Source organism: Sphingomonas tabacisoli (assembly GCF_042678385.1).
In the GTDB taxonomy this organism is placed as follows: domain Bacteria; phylum Pseudomonadota; class Alphaproteobacteria; order Sphingomonadales; family Sphingomonadaceae; genus Sphingomonas_B; species Sphingomonas_B tabacisoli.
In genome coordinates, this window is record NZ_JBHUDY010000001.1 from 2479476 (window position 1) to 2499545 (window position 20070).

Sequence of the window (20070 nt, forward strand, 5' to 3'; positions counted from 1 at the left end):
ACCCCCCTGCCACGTGCACTTCCGCTATGATGCAGCCAGGACGAATAATGAATTGGCGCCGGCCGGCGATGTGGCAGCGGTATCGCCGCCCATAGTCAGACTGAAGCTAGCGAAGGAATGAGCCGAACCGGTCCAGTGCGAGCCGGTTGATGAAATCGATGCCAAGCTGGGCAGATTCCCGTCGCTTTGTACGAGCGCTGAGACTGAAATCCGCTTGGGACGACGTTTCGTGCAGGGCTCGGGTTATCTCGCTCGCGTTTACGGCAGGCATCACGGTGAGCCCGGACACATTCGGCAAATATTCTAAGACGCCGATGTTCGGTCCGGCGATCACGGTGCATCCCGCACTCAAAGCCTCGAGAACCGTTAATCCGTAGGATTCGGAAAAGCTGGGCACGACGAAAACATCGGATTGCGCATAAAAGGTTTTGCGGTCTGCGTGATGAAGTGGCCCCATCAACTCGATACGGACATCCGAGCTTTGGCGAAGCATGTCTTGAACACTGGCTAGGTAAGATCGTGAGCCAGGCCGGAGGCCGCCAGCAACTTTCAGGACGACCCTGGATGACAGGCGAGTAGCCCGTACGAAGCGGATAAATCCCTCAATGAGAGGCAGCAGCCCCTTAAGCGGACGTATCTCCGCAAGGAATGAAACCGTTAGCTGCCCACCCTCGCGCGCCGGCGACTGAGTTCGTAAAGCCCTCTCCTCTGCGAGCGTGAACAAGTCGGCATTTTGAAAGAAGTCCGGTATCACGATGCTCGCAGCTCGTACCGATCTGGCGCGATAGCTGCTTTGCCTTTCGTATTCCGATGAAAACACAATCCGATCTGCGCGGGTCAGGATTCGCCGCTCAATAAGGCTGTAGTAGGGAAATTTCTTAAGATCGCGGAACCGCCGGAATTCGATGTCGGCCAATCCACCCCGCGGCATGTAGAAGAAGAGTTGTCCCGGCGCCATAGCGCGGACGATCCGCCATGTTCGGTAGGGGTGCTGCCACGGCCCGGCTTGCCAGTAGGAATGATAGGCAGCGACATCGCCGAAGTCGAAAGAGCTTACCGGCGCGCCAGGTTCCGGCAACAGATCGAGCTTGCCGACATCCCGGTGCAAGCCACGCCCGTCGAACACGTCGCAGGCGATGTCGATTTCCTGCAAGTGCTTTGCCAGCAGCCGCAGCGACTCCGGCGCACCTCCCCATCCCTGCTGAAACTGCTTGATGCCGAACAGCATCCTCTTCGGCGTCAACGCTAATCCTTTCGGCGATCGATCTCGCAAGGTTTGCAGCTCATTAGATGCAGCGCCCCCGCGGGTCAAAGAGAGGTCCTCTGGATTGCGAGGATGGGCGGCGTAATCTACGGGATCCCACGACTGGGTTCGCGAGCGACAATGCACTTCACTACACTGCGCTATCTGGCCGCTCGCAATCGCGGACACACTTCCGACGATGCCGTTCAGCCAGTGGAGCGCGCGCTCTCTGAATGTGGTGTGCGAGGCGTCAACAACGATGCCGGTTTAATTCGCCTTGCCGGCAAGGTTGCGGCACGATCCGGCCTCTATCGGCGCCTCACCTCCTATTCGAACGTGGCGTATCTCGTACCCATGATGGGGCCGTGCTTTTATCGAACATTCCCCCAAGCGCTTTTCGCCGAAGTCGTTCCCTTCGCCTTCGACTGCTGGCCGCCGGAATTCGGTCGCTGGACGCACCTGCTTCGCACGCTGAAGGTTCGAACGGCTTTGTTCACCGCTCGTCAGGCAGCCGAGGAGATGCGGGAGCGCGTGCCTGGCCTGGACGCGCTCTGGCTTCCTGAAGCTGTCGACTCCGCGTTCTTCGATCCAGCCCGGCCGCTCGCAGCGAGAAACGTCGACGTCCTTGAACTCGGGCGCCGGTGGGATTGGTATCATGACGCGATCGCCGGTCATTGCAGGGATCGGGAGTATGTCCATCGGTATCAGCAAACGCCCACGTCGCTGGTGTTTGCGGGTCGCCAAGCGCTGAAGGCGGGTCTGGAGGATACCAAGCTTTTGGTATGCCTACCGTCTTCGCTTACGCATCCCTCTCGCTCCGGCAATATCGAGACTCTCACCCTGCGCTATCTGGAAGGGATGGCTGCGGGTTGCCTGATCTTGGGCCGCTGCCCTTCGGAGTTGCAGGATTTGTTCGGCTACGATCCCGTGATACCAATCGACACTGGTGACCCCACAGGGCAGCTCGACCGGCTCTTGGCCAACCTGCACCAGCATCAGCAGCTCGTCGCCCGCAACCTTGCCCGACTGCATGAGGTCGGCACATGGACGTTCCGCATGGCGACGGCGCTGGGGCTGCTGGAGGAGCGCGGCTATCGGGCTTCCGTGACGGCTCAGCGGCGCTAGAACCGGATTGGAGCTGTACGTGCCTTTGCTGACCATTGTGACTGTGTGTTATCGCAATCCCGCAGATCTTCGTGCCACGCTTGAGAGTGCACCAGACCTGTTGGCCGCGGATAGAATCGAATGGCTGATCGTCGACGGATCGCCGGATGACTCTTGTGCCGCTGTTGCGCGCAGCTTTCCGCGCGCGATCCATCTTCACGGACCCGACACGGGCAAATATGACGCAATGAACAAGGGCATTGCAGCTGCCGGCGGCCGCTCGCTTTTATTCATGAACTCCGGGGATCGGGTCGCCGACCCGAGCGCCCTCCTCGATCTCTTGGAGGAAAGAGAAAACGACCTGGACCACGTTCTCATTTATGGCGACTCGATCTTCGTTGTCGGAGGCCAATCCCTATACGTCGATGCACCAGTCATTGATGCAAAGTCTTTAAATTCCGGCGATCTCCCGACCCATCAATCGATATTGATCCCAACCCTGTTTCATCGGCGCGTATCATATTCGGCCGACATGCATTTCGCTGCGGATACGAAGTTTCTGAAGGAAGCTTTCTCTAGCCTTCCCTATAGTCATGTCCCAATCGCGATCGGCTGTTTCTCCTATGGGGGCGTGTCGAACTCCACCGGGAGCTGGCGATCACTGCTGAAGCAATATAGGGAACTGCGCGACGTCCAAGCGATGGGAATTCTCGAACAAGTCAAGATCGCGAAACTGCTGATACGCCGTAAGTTAGCGCACATTATACTTGGAGAGCGCAGTTTTCGCGCGATTCAAGCCCGGCGCCTTGTGTCGAGCGGGCGCGCACGTGTGGTAAAGGCAGCACGAACGCAAGCCTAGCGCGGCGGAACACCGGGCGCGCCTAATCTTCGTTCGGCGTCTGCTAAGCGAGCGGACAGTGCCTGGACTTGCTTGGTCAGTGCGTCGATTGCCGCGTCATGACCATCGTCAATCAGGAATTCGACAAAGTCGAGCAGGCACGTTGCACGAGCGCTCGGTCTCTTCAGGACCAGTATTCCCAACGTGTCACCTGCTTTCCAACCGCGCGTCTCGATGCGGGCTTCTGCGAGGCCAAAATCGCTTTCGGGCAATGCTTGGATTAGGGAATGGTCCGAGCCGAAATTTCGTTGCGCCAAGAGCGTCCAAGCACTTGCTTCAGTAGTGGCATAACGCAGGCGAATACGAAGCGTGTCGCCGGGCTGAATGTCGACGCCCATTATAAACTCGGCGGCGATGCCGGGATGCTCTTGGCCGGGGTCCAACCGGAGCAGCCAACCGCAACTTCCTTGATCGTGCTGGATGGCCGTGGATCCCGACTGGGCAGGGGTGCCCTCCACCTTGCCCCAGTTGTTGAGAGCGGTCAGCAGACGTTTGCGTGGCCGGCAACCTCGCGCGTCCGCGAGAAAATCAGCGTCATGTGGCGGCGCCAAGGGAATACCACTGTCGCTATATTGCGGGAATGCGTCACCGATGAGCAGCCGTGGATGCGCCCCGGCGGTCTTTCGAAAGTTCTTGGTGCCGCCAAGGACAAGAGCGCGATAATCCTGCTGTTGGTACCCGAAATCCCAGCTCTCGGGCGGGTGTATGATCGGACGCCAGGCCTTCTGTTCGACCGGGCAAGCTGGAGTGATCAGTGTGAGTTCGCGCGCTTGCGGCCCCATTTCAAAAAAGGGTGCGCCCGCGAACCGGTTGCCGACCAGCGTCGTCCCGTACCCATTCAGATATAAAAGCGCCCGCTCCGCGCCCATGCCTTCGAAAAACGTACCCATGCAGAGCGTTCCGCTCCCGCTGTCAAAAACGATATAGGCTGGTTCCGCATTTTGCGGTGGACAACGGCCCAGGAAATTAGACCTGATTTGTAAGTTGCTTCCGAACGTGCCGCTGTTCTCGTGGTGGATATTGCGAGTATTGAGATCCATTCGCGCTTCGATGGTGCAATCGTCGCATCCCCGGAGCCACACCCCTCTGCGCCAGTCGCGGATCGAGCAATTCTTATCGATGAAAAGGTCGAATAATTTTGCTGCGCGTATGCCGTCGCCAGTTTGCCGAGCACCCCCTTGCCCGCCTTTCAAAAAGCACCCCTCAAATCTTGCATGCACCAGATAACTATGGCCCCCGCCATCGACGGGTGCGTGGTTCGCGGCATCGTTGAAGTCGAACATCGTCGCGCGCGGATCGATGGCCTCGAAAGCAAGACCGCGCCAGCTCCACTGCCCAACTTCGACCGGAGAGAAGTCCGGGAAATTGATAAACCAACACGTCTCCGCTCCTGTGTAGCGCAAACGAACGCCCACATGAATCGCCGTCCCGTTCCGCGAGCCTTCGCCAATGAATGACAGCCCAGCCGGCAGCTTCCCCCGGACAATAGGCTCGCTGACGGTAGAGACGCCGGTTTCTCCGGGAGGGACGAAAATATACTGGATATTTCTCGCCGCGGCTTCCTCGATCGCGTCGCGCCAAGCCCGCGTGTCGTCTGTCCGGCCATCGCCCCGGAATCCATAGCGATTGAGACTGACCCCTGTAGCGCCATCCAGCTGACCCTTTACAGCGGGCGCTTGCGAGGTCTGTGAGGCGAGTGCCGCGGTGGCGCCACCGGCCAACGGAAGGACCAGAGACGCGCGGCGGCTAATCGCCACGCCAGTGGGGGTTTGCGTTATCTTTTCCAAAGCTGGCGCGCGGATCCGGCCGATCCCGGCTGCGCCCTCCCGGAGCTGGCAAGTGCGGAGCTACTTTGCGCTTGACCGGCCCTGCGCAGCCGCTCGTTCGCCGCGATCAAAATACACACTTCGATCGCCTTCGAAATCCGTGCATCGGAGGCGAAGGGCGAAAACAACACGTCCCACATCACCACCAACGCCACGAGAGAAATGAGGGCATTGGCCTCCGTTCGCAATCGGACATTCGCATACAGAGCGCGGAATGCCAGCAACATGACGTAAATCCAGATCGGCACTGCGGCGATGCCCGCTTCCACCCATGTGCCGAACACATATGAATGTGAGGGGATAAGGAACTCGCTGAGTTCGCCGAGTTGCTGATACGTATCGGTAGCCTGAAGGCCAGCTTCTTTGAGGCTCGAAAAGTACAGGAGGGAATAATAAGGGTCGCGGGCCCATGATCCATGCCCGATGATCGGGGAATCCGCGATCGCCTGCAACGAAACAAGCGCCTCGGGGCGTCCGCCGATAATCACGTTCAATCCGCTCGTTCCGCCGAGCTGGGCATAGTATTTGGCCTGTGCCGCATGGCCGAGCACGCCGGTGGACGCGAGTTCTCCATAAGCCAGGATCATGAAATTGCCGACAACCAGTCCGACCAGAATAAAACCGACGAAGGCAAGGGGGTTCACCTTGCTCGCAAAGCGAGGGTGGCGGCTAACGTAAGAAGCCAAAAATCCGTAAGCGGAAGCAAGAAGGCAAATAGCAAAGAGCGATCGCGAATTCAGGAACAGACTTGCAAGCCCAACGGCCCCGATGAGGACCGATCCAAAATGTATCGTGAACATCCTCTGTAAAATGCGAGAGGTGGCAACCACCCCGCAAGTGATCGCAAGCCCATATCCAATGCCGAATTTCCAAGGATCTTCAGCCATAAGAGCTGTTGGATTGATCAGGGTATTTGCCGCAAGCGCCAAACCTGCGCCCAACACGTAAGCCATCAGAACTCTTATACGGCCCCGCGACAGGAGCCAGAGCATGACTGTATTGCCGCCAAACAGGGCAATTCTGGACCAGCCCCGCATGTAATCGTTGGGAGCTGTATGCCGCACCAGATCGGTCAACACCGCTCCGACGAGCCATACCCCAAGCAGCAGGAGGAAAAGGCGCATCGGTCGAAGCATTTCGATTGCATGCGGCCGGAGCAGCAACGCGATGAGCAGCGGAAAGGTCAGAAGATCGTGAATATACAGAACGCCGATCAGATCGACTTCCACCAATCGGGTAAAAGGCAAAGCGAAGGCGAAAAGAAGAAGTGCGATTTCGGCATTCATCGCGCGGGCATCAAGCACCTGTACGGGCGCGCTGCGTTCAGAAAGCGCGGAGCCCGCCATCACTTTCCCTCCTGAAGTCGACGCAGTTTGAGAGCAGTGATCCAAGGAACTGCCGAATCCGGCTCCGCCGAGCGGGCGTCAAAGGCCAGCCACTGCTGTGCACACTTTGCGGGAACACGTACGTTCGTGCTTATCGCACGCCCGGATGAAGGCGCTTCAGGAAATGGGATGTTGAGCAAGCGCTCGGTCGAGGCAGCAGGTCCGCAACTTACAATCAGCCGGGGTCGGCTGATTTCAGAACCGGCAGTATCGCCAACCCTTGCACTCAGCTCATACAGGCCAGGCTGAAGCAACAACAGCTGCCGGGCCACAATACCGTCCTTACCTTCGGTGGCTCGCAATCCCAACGCCATCCCGCTCCCGTCGGGACGAGCTTGCTTCACCCCTACAAGGTCGACTTGATCCTCGATCAGCCAATCAAATGGAGGCAGTCGGTCATCGTCGGCGAAATCGGGATTCCGGATCCAAGGGATCGCTGAGCGCGAGATATGTCGGTCCCGTGCGTACAGATCGAGAGCCTTGGCCACCTCGCCCCCTTCCGCAAGCCTGCGGATTGCCCTCGGCATGAAATCGGGGTGGACGGGATCACGGGAGGTGTAGCCAAGGTCGATTATGTAATCGTAGATCGGATCCGCTGATATGCTGGTGCCGATCAACTGGTGGACAAATGCGCCCTGCCAAGACGGCCCATGCCGCAGAATATCAATCAGCGGACGTCTGATCGTCGGATCGTCTGAGGCGGCGACCAGAATGGGAAAAAGCGTATCGCGTGCTGCCACATTGACCCGAAGTGCTCGATCGTAATGGACGAGCGCTTCCGGAATGTTGTTCGCCTGTACGGCCCGTTCAATAAACCATAACTGTGTTGGCAAATCTCGCCGGGAGATTGTCTCGGAATAGACTATCGACTTGGCCGCGGCCCTAGGGTGATTGTTCAATGTAAAGGCGATGCCCAGCACTCGCGCTGCGACCGGATCGACTGGACTTCGGCGAAGCGCGTTCTGCGCGAGATAAATGGCCTGCGGAATAAGCGACGGCTTCAGACCGCCAGTGCTAAGGCGACTTGCCCATTGCGACTTTGCCAGTCCATCCCATGGCGCGGCCCGAAGCGCTAACTCTGGAGCCCGGCTTCGAAATACGTCCGCGAAAGTCACCGTCAGAACAAAATACAGCCCGATCAGGGACGATAGGGCAATCAGGCTTCGCTCAGTCCATCGGCGATGGCGCTCTGCCGCCAGCCCGCCTGTTTTGGGCAGCCTCACCCCGCCGTTTCGCTTCGCTTCACATTGTCACCATAGCCATAGCCGTAATCGTAACCATAGCCGAGGTTGGCGCGCTTGGCATTGAACTTGGTCAAGACGCATCCGACAACCATTGCGTTGGCGCCGTGCAAGCGCTCAAGCGCCACACCTGCGGTGCCCATCTGAGTCGCACCGAATTCGAGAACGAAGATCGTGCCCTCTACCCTGCTTCCAACCAGCGGAGCATCCGCAAGGCCCATTACGGGCGGGATATCCAGTACGACATTATCGAACCGGTCAAGCAGATCCTTCAGAAGTTCGGGAAAGCGAGCACTTGCCAGCAACTCGGGTGCACTTGGCGGATGTGGGCCAGCCGTCAGTACCGCCAGGTTCTCGATGCCGACCTCCTTGAGCAGCTCGGGATATTGAGCGGCACCTGCCAAAATGTTGCTGAGACCGGCTTCGTTCTCAATCCCGAACATATGATGAACCGACGGAGACCGCATATCTCCATCCATTAGCAATACTCGGCGACCGCTCCGCGCAAGCGAAAGCGCCAGCGCGAAACTCGTCGTAGACTTGCCTTCGGCGGGCCGGGAACTCGTTACGGCGATAGTTCGCGGCATGCCGTGGTCGGTCGCGAACGCAAGATTGGTGCGAAGCGACAAATAGGCCTCGCCTAGCGCCGATTTGGGGTCTCTCAGCTGATCGTAAATATCCTTTGATGTTCGTGGAATCGTTCCGATCAAAGGGACACCAAGGCGCTTCTCTACCTCGGCGGGATCCGACACCCCCTGATCGATCTGCTCAATGAGGAAAATGGCGAGAGTGCCGATCCCCAAACCCGCGAGTATCGCGAGCAAGAGATTCAAGGTCAGTTTGGGACTGGACGGCTTCTCCGGAAGCTTCGCACCGTCTACGATGGCAATATTGTTGACGCCAACGCCTCCCGCCACTCCAATCGCCTTGTAGCGCTGGAGAAGCGCATCATACAGCTGACGATTTGTATCAACATCTCGTTGATAGATATTATACTGAATGCTTCGCCGGCGCAGGTCTAGCACTCGCCCGGTCAACTCATTGACCTTGCGGCGCAATGCGTTTTCTCGCCCAACGGCCGATTGATATGTTCCACCCAACGTCTGCGTGACCCGGCCTTCTTCGCGCGAGATCGCACGATCGAGCTGGTCAATCTGTGTTTTGAGGCCCTGAGCTGGTGGATAATCCGGTTTGAATTGGACGAGCAGCTTCGCATAGTCGGATGACAATTCGGCGCGCTTCTGCCGAAGACCGGAAATAGCTTGATTGTCCAACGCCTCAGTTACGGCTGAGCCGGAAGAGCCCAGCCGACTTTCGGCCCGCACGCGATCGGCAGTTGCCTTGGAGAGCTCTTGGTTCAGCGTCGCTAGGTCATCGACCAGCAATGACCGCTCCGACCGCGATTCAGTGCCGTTGGAACTCCCTTCGCTCGGCAGATTCACGATACCTTGTCGCGACGCATAATCGACCAGTCGCCTCTCGGACTCGTCGATCCGCCCGCGCAATTGATTCAATCGGTCTTCAAGAAAATTTCTCGCATAAGAGGTCGCCTCGAAGCGGCGCTCCAGCGTCAACTGGATGAAGTTCTTGCCCCAGGCATCGGCAACCTTCTGCGACAAGGCAGCATCGGGACTGGTGAAGTACACTCGCACCAGCCGAGAAAGCCGACCTGGCTCTACGGTGAGTGATTTCAGGAGAAGCTCTCCGGCAACCCGCACTCTCTCATCGCGATATTGCGGTGTGGGCATGCCATTATGAAACCAGTCTTCCGGCACCGGAACGCGCATCGTCTGGAAGAATTCCGGACTCTGGTCCAGACGCAGGCTGCGCGCAACTCGTTCAGCCAAGGTCTGCGAGCGCAGGAGACCATATTGGGTCTCGTAGAATTCCTGGTCGACCATGCCAGCGCGGGGAGTGGCACCTTCGATTTCGACGACGTTGCGGTCCTCGCGTTGGATTTCCAGCAATGCCGTCGCCGTATATTTCGGCGTCATCAAAAGCGTAACGAGAATACCGGCGAACAGCGCGGCAGCCACTGCGCCAATTAAGATCCACTTGCGGCGCCGCAAGACGGAAATCGCGTAAGCGACAATGGGAGTTTCCTCGCCCCCCCTCCGACCACTAATGTCGGCGGCGTCAAAAGTCGGCTCTACGCCCATGCCTTGGCGCGAACGATCAACCGTAATCAGTTGCAACGAGTTTTCCTTCGAATACGGTCAGCGGTTTTGCAAGATCGCAACCAGCGGGCTCACAAGGAATGGCGACGTCTTCAGCACCGCGTCGAAGACCCTGCGTCCGCCATTCTCTCCCACGTAGATAACGTCATTAGCGAACACTTCGGGATCCTCGTATATGCCTTGTCTGATTGCCCGCAAATCGTAAAGCGCAGCCATCTGCTGCTTGTTCACACGGCGGAACACGATCACATAATTCGCGCTGGCGTATTCCGTAAGCCCTTCCGCCCGGGCAACCGCCCGCTGCAGCGTCATTCGCCCTGTTACAGGATACAGGCCCGGCTTTTGGACTTGTCCGTCGACCGTCACCATCTGATTGACCGTGTCCGCCGTGACCGTCACCTGCGGATCGCGAACATAGCGCATCAAAGCGCGACGAATTTCCCCAGCCAGCTCGGCCGTTGTTCGTCCGGACGCGTCGATCTCGCCGACGAGAGGCAATGCAAGCTTGCCGCTAGCGTCGACCTGAGCGGTCTGGCTGATGTCCGACACGCCGTAAACGTCTATCTTCACCGTGTCGAACGGGCCGATGAGGTACGATCGTTGCTCGAGGATCAGATCCTCTCGCCCTGGGGGCGGCAGCGTTCCCTTGTCGACATACTGCACGTCCGGACGGCCGACGAACTTGTTGGGCGACGCGCAGCCTGCACTGAGCAGGACGACAAGGCACGCCAGCATGGAGGGGCGGAGCAAGGTCAACAGCTTCTCTTCGTTAGATTTCGTTTAAACCGCAGTGCTCATCTAGCGAGAACTACCCGGTCAGGGGAACCCCCAACCTTCGGCAGGCGGTCCGTCGATTTCATGCGGCGCTTGTAAGGCATCAAGCACCATATGACCAGACACGTCGCCACGGCGGCGAGAGAAGGAACGCGAAGCGGATAGTCTACTCCGCTGTGCAAAAGAAGGATCGCCAGCGCCAGCGCCGATGCTCTTCGCCAAAGCGCCCCGTCCGCCGGTTCTCTTGCGGACCAGTTTCGCGGCAGCAATCGGCGCACTACGTAGATGCCAAACCCAGCGAATATCAGGGCGCCAGGCACGCCCCCCGTTAACACAAGTTCCAGGTAATCGTTGTGCGCATGGTTGAAGTAGCCTGGGTTGAGGAAATTGTCCGGCTCGTAAATTCGAAAGACAGGATCGAACGACCCAAACCCCGATCCAAATGGCATGAAGTCCCTGATTATTCGAACGACCAAGGGCGTGTGATCGAACCGCGCTTCGCCCTCGATACTGCCCGTCGCAAAAAGGCGGTCCAAAGCCGTTGCCCGACCAAACAGGACAAGCACGGCGACGCATGCCAGCACGACGGCGGCGGCGATGATCCAGCGGCGTTTTATGCGAGCGCCCGTTGCGGAGCCTGTCGCCAAGGCGACGAAGCCGACTGCCCCAATGGCGCCCAAAAGCAATCCTGCTCTGGAGCCGCCGACGACAATCATAACTACAAATAGGGCGGCGGCCGCGCTGGCAAGCACATTGCGAGCCAGCATCGGCAAATGACGCGTGCCCTCGACTCTCCAGACAGCGAGAAGCGGTAGACAAAGCGCTAAAAATGCGCCTTGGTGGTTGCGATTGGCAAACAGGCCCGTCGCACCGAGATGATGGTAGATATAGTAGTGCAAACCGCCGGTCGCGACCTGCACCACGCCTACCAGACAGCTGAGAATCCCGAAGGCGAGGATAGCCGCCAAAATCCAGTGCTGATCTCGCGGGCGGACCGCTTCTACGCTCAACGCGACCGCTACCGGGACGACGAGGTCGGCCAACGCACTGAGGGTGAGATCCGGCGTAACGGAGATCGGCCGCCAAGGCTGCGCGATGCCCGCCGCCGCGGCCGCATCGCCAAATCTCTCATGTCCTGGCAGCGACAGCCATATCGCCGGCGGCAAGGGGATCGCCTGAGCGATCATCCAAAGGGAGAGAATGCTTAGAAACCATAAAACTGCTCGCCCCCCGTGTCCGCCTCTCTCTCTGGGCAGGAGCATCATCGCGGCGGCTGTGAGAACAGCGGCGGACCGGACAATCAAAAGCGAGGTCACATCGACGCGCGCGGAGCCGCCCCCAATCGCGCAAATTGCGATCAAGCCAATCGCCAACGCAATGCCTGCCCAGCGAGAGAAGCGCGTCATGTCACCGGCGCCTGGGGCCGAGCGCCCAAGCCCTGAAACCGCCCTCATCTTTCCCCCATCGCTTCCGACGTCGTCTTCAGAATCGGCTTGGTGAGATAGCGGAACACGGTCGTGCGCCCGGTCTTGATCTCGGCCGTCGCGGTCATGCCCGGCTGGATCACGATCCGCTCACCGGGATTCTTCGGGTGCATCGGCGCCGTGTCGACGTCGAGCTGCACGCGGTAGTAGCTTTCCTGTCCCGATCCGTCGGGCTTGGAGACGGTCGTGGTGTCAGGGCTGACGAAGATCACTCGGCCCTTGGCGCTGCCGTAGATCGACGAATCATAGGCGTCGAACTTCACCGACGCGTCCTGGCCGGGGCGGATGAAAGCGATCTCCGCCGGCGACAGATGCGCCTCGACGATCAGCCGCGCGCCCGCCGGAATGATCTGCATCACTTCGTCGCCGGGCCGCAGCACCGCGCCCACGGTCGTGACGCGCAGATTGCTGACCACGCCCGCCGCCGGCGCGCGCAGCTCGGAATTGGTGAGCTGGTCGGCGCGCTGGGTGAGCGCCTGCTCGGCGGTGGTGAGCTGCTCCTGCGTCTGCGCATATTCGGTCTGAAGGTCGGCGAGATAGCGGCTGCGCCGGCTGGCGATCTGGCCCGACAGGTCGGACACCGAACGCTGCAGCCGCAGCAGCTCGGCCCGTGCGATGTCGCCGGACTGGACCAGCGGCCGATTGAGGTTCAGCTCCTGCCGCGCAAGCGAAAGCTGCGCGCCAAGCGCGGCAACATCGGCGTTGAGCGCGCCGCGCCTGCGTTCCAGCAGCATGCGCTGGTTGCTCGCCAGCTCCGGAAAGCCGTTCACTTCCGCCGGAAACACCAGCGGCTTGTTGAACAGCTCCGCCTCGATCCGCGCCATCGTCGCCTTCAGCGCGGCGACGCGCGCCTTGCCTTCCTCGACCGCCGCCCCGGTGCTGACCTTGTCCAGCGCGACCAGCAGCTGGCCCTTGGCGACGTGGTCGCCTTCCTTGACCATGATCGCGTTGATGGTGCCTTCGGCGGCCGCCTGCACGGTCTGCACCCGGCCGGTCGGGATGACCTGCCCGCGGGCGCGCGTGATCTGGTCGAGCTCGGCCCAGGCCGACCAGACCAGAAAGCCGAGCACCGCCAGCGTCGCCAGTACGATGACGATCAGGGAGCCGCGCGTCCGGGTCACGCCTGGGCCTCCACCTTGGGCCGCGGAGGCGGCGCCTGGAGCTTCTTCACCACTTCGCCGGTCGGCCCATCGAGCACCACCTTGCCGTTCGCCATCACGATCACGCGATTGACCAGCGACAGCAGCCGCAGCTTGTGCGTGACGACGATCAGCGTCGAGTTCGGCGCAAGCTGGCCGGCGACGGCGCCCAGCGCCATTCCCTCGACGGCATCGTCCAGATTCGCCGTCGGCTCATCAAGCAGCAGCACCGGCGGCTTGGCGAGCAGCAGCCGCGTCAGACCGACCAACGTGCGCTGTCCGCCCGACAGGCCCCGCCCGCCTTCGAAGATCGGCAGGTCGAGCCCGCGCGGATGGCCGCTGACCAGTTGCATCAGCCCGCTCGCCTGCACCGCTTTCATGACGGCATCGTCGCCGGGGTTGGAGAGACCAAGCAGCAGGTTCTCGCGCAGCGTCCCGTTCACCAGGCGATAGTCCTGCGCCAGATAGCCGATATGCTGGCGCAGCACATCGGGCGCGAGCTGTGCGGCGTCCAGGCTGCCGATCATCACCCGTCCCGCTTGCGGCCGGTAAAGGCCCGCAAGCAGCCGCAGCAAGGTCGTCTTGCCGGAGCCGATGCCGCCGATGATCGCCACGCGCTCGCCTTCGCGAATCTCGAGCACCGGCAGGTCCACGCCTTCGCGCGCACCCGGATAGGCGAAGCGCACGCCTTCCAATCGCAGCGCGCCGTTGATCGCGCTCGGGCGCAGGCCCTGCACGTCGGGATCTTCGTCCATCGGCAGCGCGAGGATATTGTCGAGCATCTTCAGCGACGCGCGCGCATAGCCCCATTGCACGATCAGGCTGGGAAGCTGCGTCACCAGCGGACCGTTTACGCGCCCGGCGATGATCGCGCAGGCAATCAGCCCGCCGGTCGTCATCTTGCCGTAGGTCACGGCGATCGCACCGAAGGCGATCAACGCGACATAGGCGATCTGCTGCAGGGTCGAAAAGATCGAGCCCGCGGTCGAAGTCCAGCGCTTGACCGGATCTTCCGACGCGTGGATTTCCTCGATCAGCCGGTTCCAGCGCGAAAGCATCTGCCAGCCGCCGCGATTGGCCTTGATCGTCTCCGCCGCGTCGATCGATTCGACGAGAAGGCCGTTCTTCAGATTGCCGCTGATCTGCGCCCGCTGCGTATCCTTGCGGATCAGCCGCGCCAGCCCCCAGGCGATGCCGAGCGCGATCGGCAGGCTGACCAGCGGCACCAACGCCAACGCGCCGCCCAGCCCGAAAATCACCAGCACGAAGAAGAGAGCGAACGGCAGGTCGGCAAGCAGGAACAGCGAGCCGGACGACATCATCGCCCGCACCTGCTCCAGCCCGCGGAGCTGCGCCGCCATCGTGCCGACGCCGCCGGTCCGCGCGTCCAGTCGCACCGCCTGTGCGCGGGCGAAGAAATATTCGGAGACGTCGTGGTCGATCCGCGCCGATTCACGCTCGATCATCAGCGCCCGCGTCGTCCTCAGCGCAAAGTCGAGGAACAGCGCGACCAGCACGCCGATCGTCAACACCCACAACGTCGAATAGCCGGCACGCGGAATGACGCGATCGTAGATCTGCATCGAATAGAGCGAGGTGGCGAGCGTGATGATGTTGGCGACGATGGTCGCGACCGTCGCCGCGATCAGCACATCCTTGCGCGCCCACATCGCTTTCCAGAACACGTCGAACGCCGAGTTGTGCGTCCGCGCGACCGCAGCTTCGGGCAAGGTCACGTCGAACAGCGCAATGTCCGGATCATAGGGCATCGAGCGCGCCGTCCCGTCCCACACGCGCAGCCGCGCATGGCCTTCCATCTGTTCGGCGAGCAGCCAGCCTTCTTCGGGCGTCCAGGCCAGCAGCGGGAAGCGGTTTGCGCGCGGACGGCCATCGACCCGCCGCGGCAAGTCCCAGCCGGCATTTCCGGCGAGGATGGCAAGACCGTCCTCTCCGCCAAGCACGGCGAGATCGAGGGGCGCGCCCGACCAGTCGGGCGGCAGATCGGCGCCGCGCTCGCGGGCAAGGCGTTCGATAAGTACAGGAAGGGGTGCTGTCATCGACTGATCTGCGGTTGCGGCTGCCAGCGGCAGGTGCGGAGGCCGATGCGCGCGGCCGAAGCCATCGCGCTCACTTCCGCATCCTGCACGGCCAGCTCGGCCTGGGTGACTTCAAGGGCCGCGTTCATCACGTCGAGCCAGCTCCGGCGGCCGACGACGAACAGGCGTTGATAGGAATCGGTAACGCCGCGCGCTGCCTCAGCCGCAGTGCGGCCGGCAATGACGCGTTCGCGTGCTGCGGCATTCTCTGCGAAATCCGCGGCGAGCTGCGTCTGCACATCCACATCGGCGGAGCCCACGCGCATCTCGGCGGCGAGGCGGCGCGCCTTGGCGGCACGCTCCGCCTCGATCGGGGCGAGGCCGCCATTCAGCGCCGTGGTCAGCGACAGGCCAACGCGATCGCCGGTGACTTCGTTGCTGGAAAACTGCGCCGAAAGGTGCGGCAGATATTGCGACCGCGCGACCTTTTGATCGGCGCGTGCGACCTGGGCCGTGGCCTGCAGGCGCTTGCGCGTCGGCGAGCAGGTGGTTGCGCTCTCGACCGCGCCCGCCTCGCTGGGGTGATAGACAGCGGGATCGTAGCTCGGCGGCACATTGGGCGTGAAGCTCGGGTCGGCGAGCAGCACACGAAGCTGCTGCAGGCTGGCATCGGCCTGCGCCTTTGCGGCAATCTGCTGCTGCAGAAGCTGGGCGGTGCGCGACCGGCCGAGCTCAAGATCGACGGTCGGGCTTACTTCCTGCTGCACCCGCCGTTCGATCGACGAAACGAGCGAGCGGTGCTCCGTCAGCCCCTGGTCGAGCGCCCCCACGCGGCGGACGGCGCCGACATAAGTATAATAGGCATTGGCGACGCGCAGCGCGATGTCCTGCGCGGTTTCGTCGGTGATGGCGAGGCTCTGCCGTTCGGACGCGCGCGCGCGGTCGATCTCGCCGCTGATCCGGCCGCCCTGATAGATGGGCTGATCGACGGTCACATTCGCCGTGACATTCTGATTGCGCACGACTTGCGTGCCGCCCTCAAAACCGAACAGCCCCACCGACACGCTCGGTCCCTGCTGCCACTTGGCGGCACGGATGTCGGTCGCGGCGGCGCGATTGTTGAGGCGCGCGGCGCGCACATCGGGATTGGCTTCGATGGCGCGCGCCGTGATCGCTGCCAAGTCGGGCGGAACGCTGGACGGAACGGCCGCAGGCGCGGTCACGTTCTTGTCGGCAGGCGGGCCATAGACTTGCGCACAAAGCAACGTCGACGCGCTGGCCAGAGCCAGCGCGGCGATTCGTCCCAATCCGGTACATGAGAGACTCATCCGCGCATCCGCTAGGGGAGTCCGACGCGCGTTTCTACCCTTAAGCAACGCCGCCGAGCCTCTGCCAACCCGGAAATCAATTTACAAAGGAACCTTTTACCAAACCCTTTGCAAGTTGTTGCGGATTCGTTTCTTCCGGTTTCAGCTCAGGCGCGCAGCTTCGCCTTTGCGCGATACTTGTGCAGCAACGGCTCGGTATAGCCATTGGGTTGGGCGATGCCTTCGAACACCAGGGCGCGAGCCGCCTGGAAAGCGATGCTGGCCTCGGGATCGGGCGCCATCGGGCGATAGAGCGGATCGCCGGCGTTCTGCGCGTCGACCTTCGCGGCCATGCGCAGGAAGGCGGTGTCCACCTGTTCGTTCGTGCAAACGCCATGCAGCAGCCAATTGGCGATCGCCTGGCTGGAGATGCGGAGGGTCGCCCGGTCCTCCATCAGCCCGACATCGTTGATGTCCGGCACCTTCGAACAGCCCACACCCTGATCGATCCAGCGCACGACATAGCCGAGAATGCCCTGGGCATTGTTGTCCAGCTCGTGCCGGACTTCCTCTTCGGTCCAGTTCCGCCCTTGCGCGAGCGGGATGGTCAGCAGCGCGTCGAGCGGCGGCGGCGCCTCGCCCTTCAGCGTCTCCTGCACCGCGAACACATCCACCTTGTGATAGTGAAGGGCGTGCAGCGTCGCCGCCGTCGGGCTCGGCACCCAGGCAGTGTTGGCGCCGCTCTTCGGGTGACCGATCTTCTGCTCCATCATCTCGGCCATGCGATCGGGCGCCGCCCACATGCCCTTGCCGATCTGCGCCTTGCCGCTGAGCCCGCAAGCCAGGCCGATGCGGACGTTCCTGTCCTCATAGGCCTTGATCCAGGTGCTGGCCTTCATCTCGCCCTTCGGCACCATCGGCCCGGCCTGCATCGAAGTGTGAATCTCGTCGCCGGTGCGGTCGAGGAAGCCGGTGTTGATGAACACGATCCGGTCGCGGACGGCATGGATGCACGCGGCGAGATTGGCGGAGGTCCGCCGCTCCTCGTCCATCACGCCGACCTTGATCGTATGGCGCGCGAGGCCCAGCAGATCCTCGACCGCGTCGAATAGCCGGTGGGTGAAGCGCGCTTCCTCGGGCCCATGCATCTTGGGCTTCACGATATAGATCGAACCCTTGCGGCTGTTCCGATACCGCCCCAGCCCTTTCACGTCATGCAACCCGCACAGGCTCGTGACGATCGCGTCGAGAATCCCTTCCGGCGCTTCCTCGTTCCCGGGCAGCAGCACCGCCGGCGTCGTCATCAAATGGCCGACGTTCCGCACGAACAGCAGACTGCGACCGGGCAGCGTAAACTTGGAGCCCGACGGCGCTGTATATTCCCGGTCCGCCTGCAGGCGCCGCGTGACCGTGCAGCCGCCCTTATCGAACGTATCCTCCAGATCGCCGCGCAGAACGCCCAGCCAGTTCGCATAGGCCGCAACCTTGTCCTCGGCATCCACCGCCGCGACCGAATCCTCCATGTCGACGATCGTCGTCAGCGCCGCTTCCAGCACCACATCGGCAATGCCGTGCGGATCGTCGCGTCCGACCGGATGCTCGCGGTCGATCACCAGCTCGATATGCAGGCCGTTGTGCATGAACAGCACCCCGCCTTCCCGCGTCGCGAAGCGGTGCGGGCATTCCTCGCCGGTCAGCGCCTTTTCCCAGCCGGGCAGCGTCTCGTCCAGGAACGCACGCGCATAGGCGATCACCTGCCGCCCGCGCTCCACGTCATAGCCGCCCGGCTTTGCCGCACCGGGGAGTGCGTCCGTGCCGTAGAGCGCATCGTACAGGCTTCCCCAACGCGCATTGGCGGCGTTCAGCAGGAAGCGCGCATTGAGCGACGGCACCACCAATTGCGGCCCCGCCATCTTCGCGATTTCGTCGTCGACATTCTCCGTGCCCACTTCGAACGGCGTCGGCTCGTCGACCAGATAGCCGATCTCGCGCAGGAAAGCCTGATACTCCCCCGGATCGATCGGCTGCCCCCGGCGCGCCGCATGCCAGTCGTCGAGCTGCGCCTGGATCGTGTCGCGCTTGGCGAGGATCTGGATATTCTCCGGCACGTAGCGCGCGAAGATGTCCGCCGCGCCCGCCCAGAAGGCATCCGGCGAAAGGCCGGTGCCCGGCAGGGCGCGCTGCTCGATGAAGTCGGCCAGCACGGCCGCGATTTTCAGCCCGGAACGCTCGACCCGATCGACCACCTGCCGCCTCCCATTGTGCGCTGCACCAATGGGATCGGCGCGACCCTCAAGTCAAATCGTCAGACGATGAAATCGGGATCGATCGTCAGCCGTTCGGGCTCGACCGTTACGGCATGCATGGGCGCCATGAAGCTTTTGCCGTCCGGCTTCTCGATGTCGAGAACGTCGCCCGCGCCGAAATTCTCGACCGCGGTAACGGTCCCGACCGAATCACCTGAGGGCGTCACCACGGGCAGCCCGATCAAATCGGCATGATAATATTCGCCTTCGCCGAGCGGCGGCAACGCGTCGCGCGGCACGGTGAGCGTCTTGCCGCGCAGCGCCTCGGCGGCGGTGCGGTCGGGCACTTCCTTGAAGCTCGCGATCGCCCCTGCGCCGGCGGGGCGCACCGACTTCAGCGTCAGCACGCGTCCCTCGGCCTCGAAGGACGCATAACGCTTCAATCCCTCGGCACTGTCGGTGAACAGCTTGAGCCGCACCTCGCCGCCCAGCCCATGCGCGCCGGCAATCGCGGCAAGCGTGACGCGCTTTTCTTCTCCCCTCCCGCTTGCGGGAGGGGCCGGGGGTGGGCCCGAACGGTCGGCGTTATTCGGATCGGTCATTCCCACCCCAACCCCTCCCTCAAGCGGGAGGGGCTTTCGTTCGTAATCAGCCCTCGGCCGGCTGGTCGGCCGACTGCGGCTCGTCCGCGCCGGTCGCCGCTTCGGTGTCGCCTTCGGCCGGAGCCTCTGCCGACACGCCCTCGTTGGTCGCGTCCGGCGTCGCTTCCTCGACCGCTTCCGCCATCACTTCGACGGTCTCGGCTTCGGCCTCGGCCTTGGCTTCCTCGGCCGCCTTCAGCTTCTCGGCCCGCTCCTCGGCGCGTTCCTTGGCCTTTTCGCCCGGCTCCGCCTTCTTCGGATTGTTGCGCGCCGCACGCTCCTTGACGCCCGCGGCATCGAGGAAACGGAGCACGCGGTCGGTCGGCTGCGCGCCGACGCTCAGCCAATGCCTGGCGCGCTCGCCGTCGAGCTTCACGCGCTCGGGGCTGTCCTTCGCCAGCAGCGGGTTATAGGTGCCGATCTTCTCGATGAAGCGGCCGTCGCGGGGGCTCCGCGCGTCCGCCACGACGATCCGGTAATAGGGCCGCTTCTTGGAGCCGCCGCGCGAAAGCCGCATGGAAAGTGCCATAATCTTCTTCCTTCACTCTTTAGGTCTGGTCGACGGGGAA

Annotated in this window: 15 protein-coding genes; 2 read left to right on the top strand and 13 right to left on the bottom strand. The window is 62.0% G+C overall.

Annotated features, from left to right (window positions below; genetic code table 11):
* Window positions 1-106 precede the first annotated feature (106 nt).
* Window positions 107-1228, bottom strand: a complete 1122-nt coding sequence (locus tag ACFSCW_RS12490) for a glycosyltransferase family 4 protein (protein ID WP_380889679.1) — start codon at window positions 1226-1228, stop codon at window positions 107-109.
* Between the two features lie 156 nt (window positions 1229-1384).
* Here ACFSCW_RS12490 and ACFSCW_RS12495 point away from each other — a divergent pair, with 156 nt between their 5' ends.
* Window positions 1385-2368 carry a glycosyltransferase gene (locus ACFSCW_RS12495; protein WP_380889682.1) on the top strand — a complete coding sequence of 328 codons (984 nt, stop codon included), beginning with the start codon at window positions 1385-1387 and terminating at the stop codon, window positions 2366-2368.
* Window positions 2369-2387: 19 nt separating this feature from the next.
* Window positions 2388-3206 (top strand): glycosyltransferase, encoded by an 819-nt coding sequence (locus ACFSCW_RS12500; RefSeq protein ID WP_380889684.1) that lies wholly within the window; start codon window positions 2388-2390, stop codon window positions 3204-3206.
* Here ACFSCW_RS12500 and ACFSCW_RS12505 read toward each other — a convergent pair.
* The 12 genes from ACFSCW_RS12505 to rpsP form a co-directional block, all read right to left on the bottom strand.
* A complete protein-coding gene (locus ACFSCW_RS12505) occupies window positions 3203-4966 on the bottom strand; it encodes a right-handed parallel beta-helix repeat-containing protein (RefSeq protein ID WP_380889687.1) in 1764 nt (587 codons plus the stop codon). The genes ACFSCW_RS12500 and ACFSCW_RS12505 overlap by 4 nt on opposite strands.
* A 53-nt stretch (window positions 4967-5019) precedes the next feature.
* Window positions 5020-6417: a hypothetical protein gene (locus tag ACFSCW_RS12510; RefSeq protein ID WP_380889689.1), complete on the bottom strand. Its 1398-nt coding sequence runs from the start codon at window positions 6415-6417 to the stop codon at window positions 5020-5022.
* Window positions 6417-7571 carry a hypothetical protein gene (locus tag ACFSCW_RS12515; protein WP_380889692.1) on the bottom strand — a complete coding sequence of 385 codons (1155 nt, stop codon included), beginning with the start codon at window positions 7569-7571 and terminating at the stop codon, window positions 6417-6419. Before ACFSCW_RS12515 ends, ACFSCW_RS12510 begins: the two co-directional genes overlap by 1 nt.
* A gap of 104 nt (window positions 7572-7675) precedes the next feature.
* Window positions 7676-9892 carry a GumC family protein gene (locus tag ACFSCW_RS12520; RefSeq protein WP_380889694.1) on the bottom strand — a complete coding sequence of 739 codons (2217 nt, stop codon included), beginning with the start codon at window positions 9890-9892 and terminating at the stop codon, window positions 7676-7678.
* Window positions 9893-9913: 21 nt separating this feature from the next.
* Window positions 9914-10630 (bottom strand): polysaccharide biosynthesis/export family protein, encoded by a 717-nt coding sequence (locus ACFSCW_RS12525; RefSeq protein ID WP_380889697.1) that lies wholly within the window; start codon window positions 10628-10630, stop codon window positions 9914-9916.
* A gap of 38 nt (window positions 10631-10668) precedes the next feature.
* Window positions 10669-12054, bottom strand: coding sequence for an O-antigen ligase family protein (locus ACFSCW_RS12530; protein WP_380889700.1), 1386 nt, complete (start codon window positions 12052-12054; stop codon window positions 10669-10671).
* 44 nt (window positions 12055-12098) lie between these two features.
* On the bottom strand, window positions 12099-13253 hold the full coding sequence (locus ACFSCW_RS12535; RefSeq protein ID WP_380889702.1) for a beta-barrel domain-containing protein: 1155 nt from the start codon (window positions 13251-13253) through the stop codon (window positions 12099-12101).
* Window positions 13250-15328, bottom strand: coding sequence for an ATP-binding cassette domain-containing protein (locus ACFSCW_RS12540; protein WP_380889704.1), 2079 nt, complete (start codon window positions 15326-15328; stop codon window positions 13250-13252). The genes ACFSCW_RS12535 and ACFSCW_RS12540 overlap by 4 nt, the downstream gene beginning before the upstream one ends.
* Complete coding sequence (locus ACFSCW_RS12545) at window positions 15325-16614, bottom strand: TolC family protein (protein ID WP_380889707.1); 1290 nt, start codon at window positions 16612-16614, stop codon at window positions 15325-15327. Before ACFSCW_RS12545 ends, ACFSCW_RS12540 begins: the two co-directional genes overlap by 4 nt.
* A gap of 167 nt (window positions 16615-16781) precedes the next feature.
* Window positions 16782-18860, bottom strand: a complete 2079-nt coding sequence (locus ACFSCW_RS12550) for a malate synthase G (protein ID WP_380889710.1) — start codon at window positions 18858-18860, stop codon at window positions 16782-16784.
* 59 nt (window positions 18861-18919) lie between these two features.
* A complete protein-coding gene (rimM, locus tag ACFSCW_RS12555) occupies window positions 18920-19462 on the bottom strand; it encodes a ribosome maturation factor RimM (RefSeq protein ID WP_380889712.1) in 543 nt (180 codons plus the stop codon).
* Window positions 19463-19508: 46 nt separating this feature from the next.
* On the bottom strand, window positions 19509-20030 hold the full coding sequence (gene rpsP / locus ACFSCW_RS12560) for a 30S ribosomal protein S16 (RefSeq protein WP_380889714.1): 522 nt from the start codon (window positions 20028-20030) through the stop codon (window positions 19509-19511).
* Window positions 20031-20070 lie beyond the last annotated feature (40 nt).

Coding starts and splice junctions, on each gene's coding strand:
- ACFSCW_RS12510 (WP_380889689.1), bottom strand. CDS start 6,417: ATGGCGGGCTCCGCGCTTTCTGAACGCAGCGCGCCCGTACAGGTGCTT.
- ACFSCW_RS12530 (WP_380889700.1), bottom strand. CDS start 12,054: ATGACGCGCTTCTCTCGCTGGGCAGGCATTGCGTTGGCGATTGGCTTG.
- ACFSCW_RS12495 (WP_380889682.1), top strand. CDS start 1,385: ATGCACTTCACTACACTGCGCTATCTGGCCGCTCGCAATCGCGGACAC.
- rpsP (WP_380889714.1), bottom strand. CDS start 20,030: ATGGCACTTTCCATGCGGCTTTCGCGCGGCGGCTCCAAGAAGCGGCCC.
- ACFSCW_RS12540 (WP_380889704.1), bottom strand. CDS start 15,328: ATGACAGCACCCCTTCCTGTACTTATCGAACGCCTTGCCCGCGAGCGC.
- ACFSCW_RS12490 (WP_380889679.1), bottom strand. CDS start 1,228: ATGCTGTTCGGCATCAAGCAGTTTCAGCAGGGATGGGGAGGTGCGCCG.
- rimM (WP_380889712.1), bottom strand. CDS start 19,462: ATGACCGATCCGAATAACGCCGACCGTTCGGGCCCACCCCCGGCCCCT.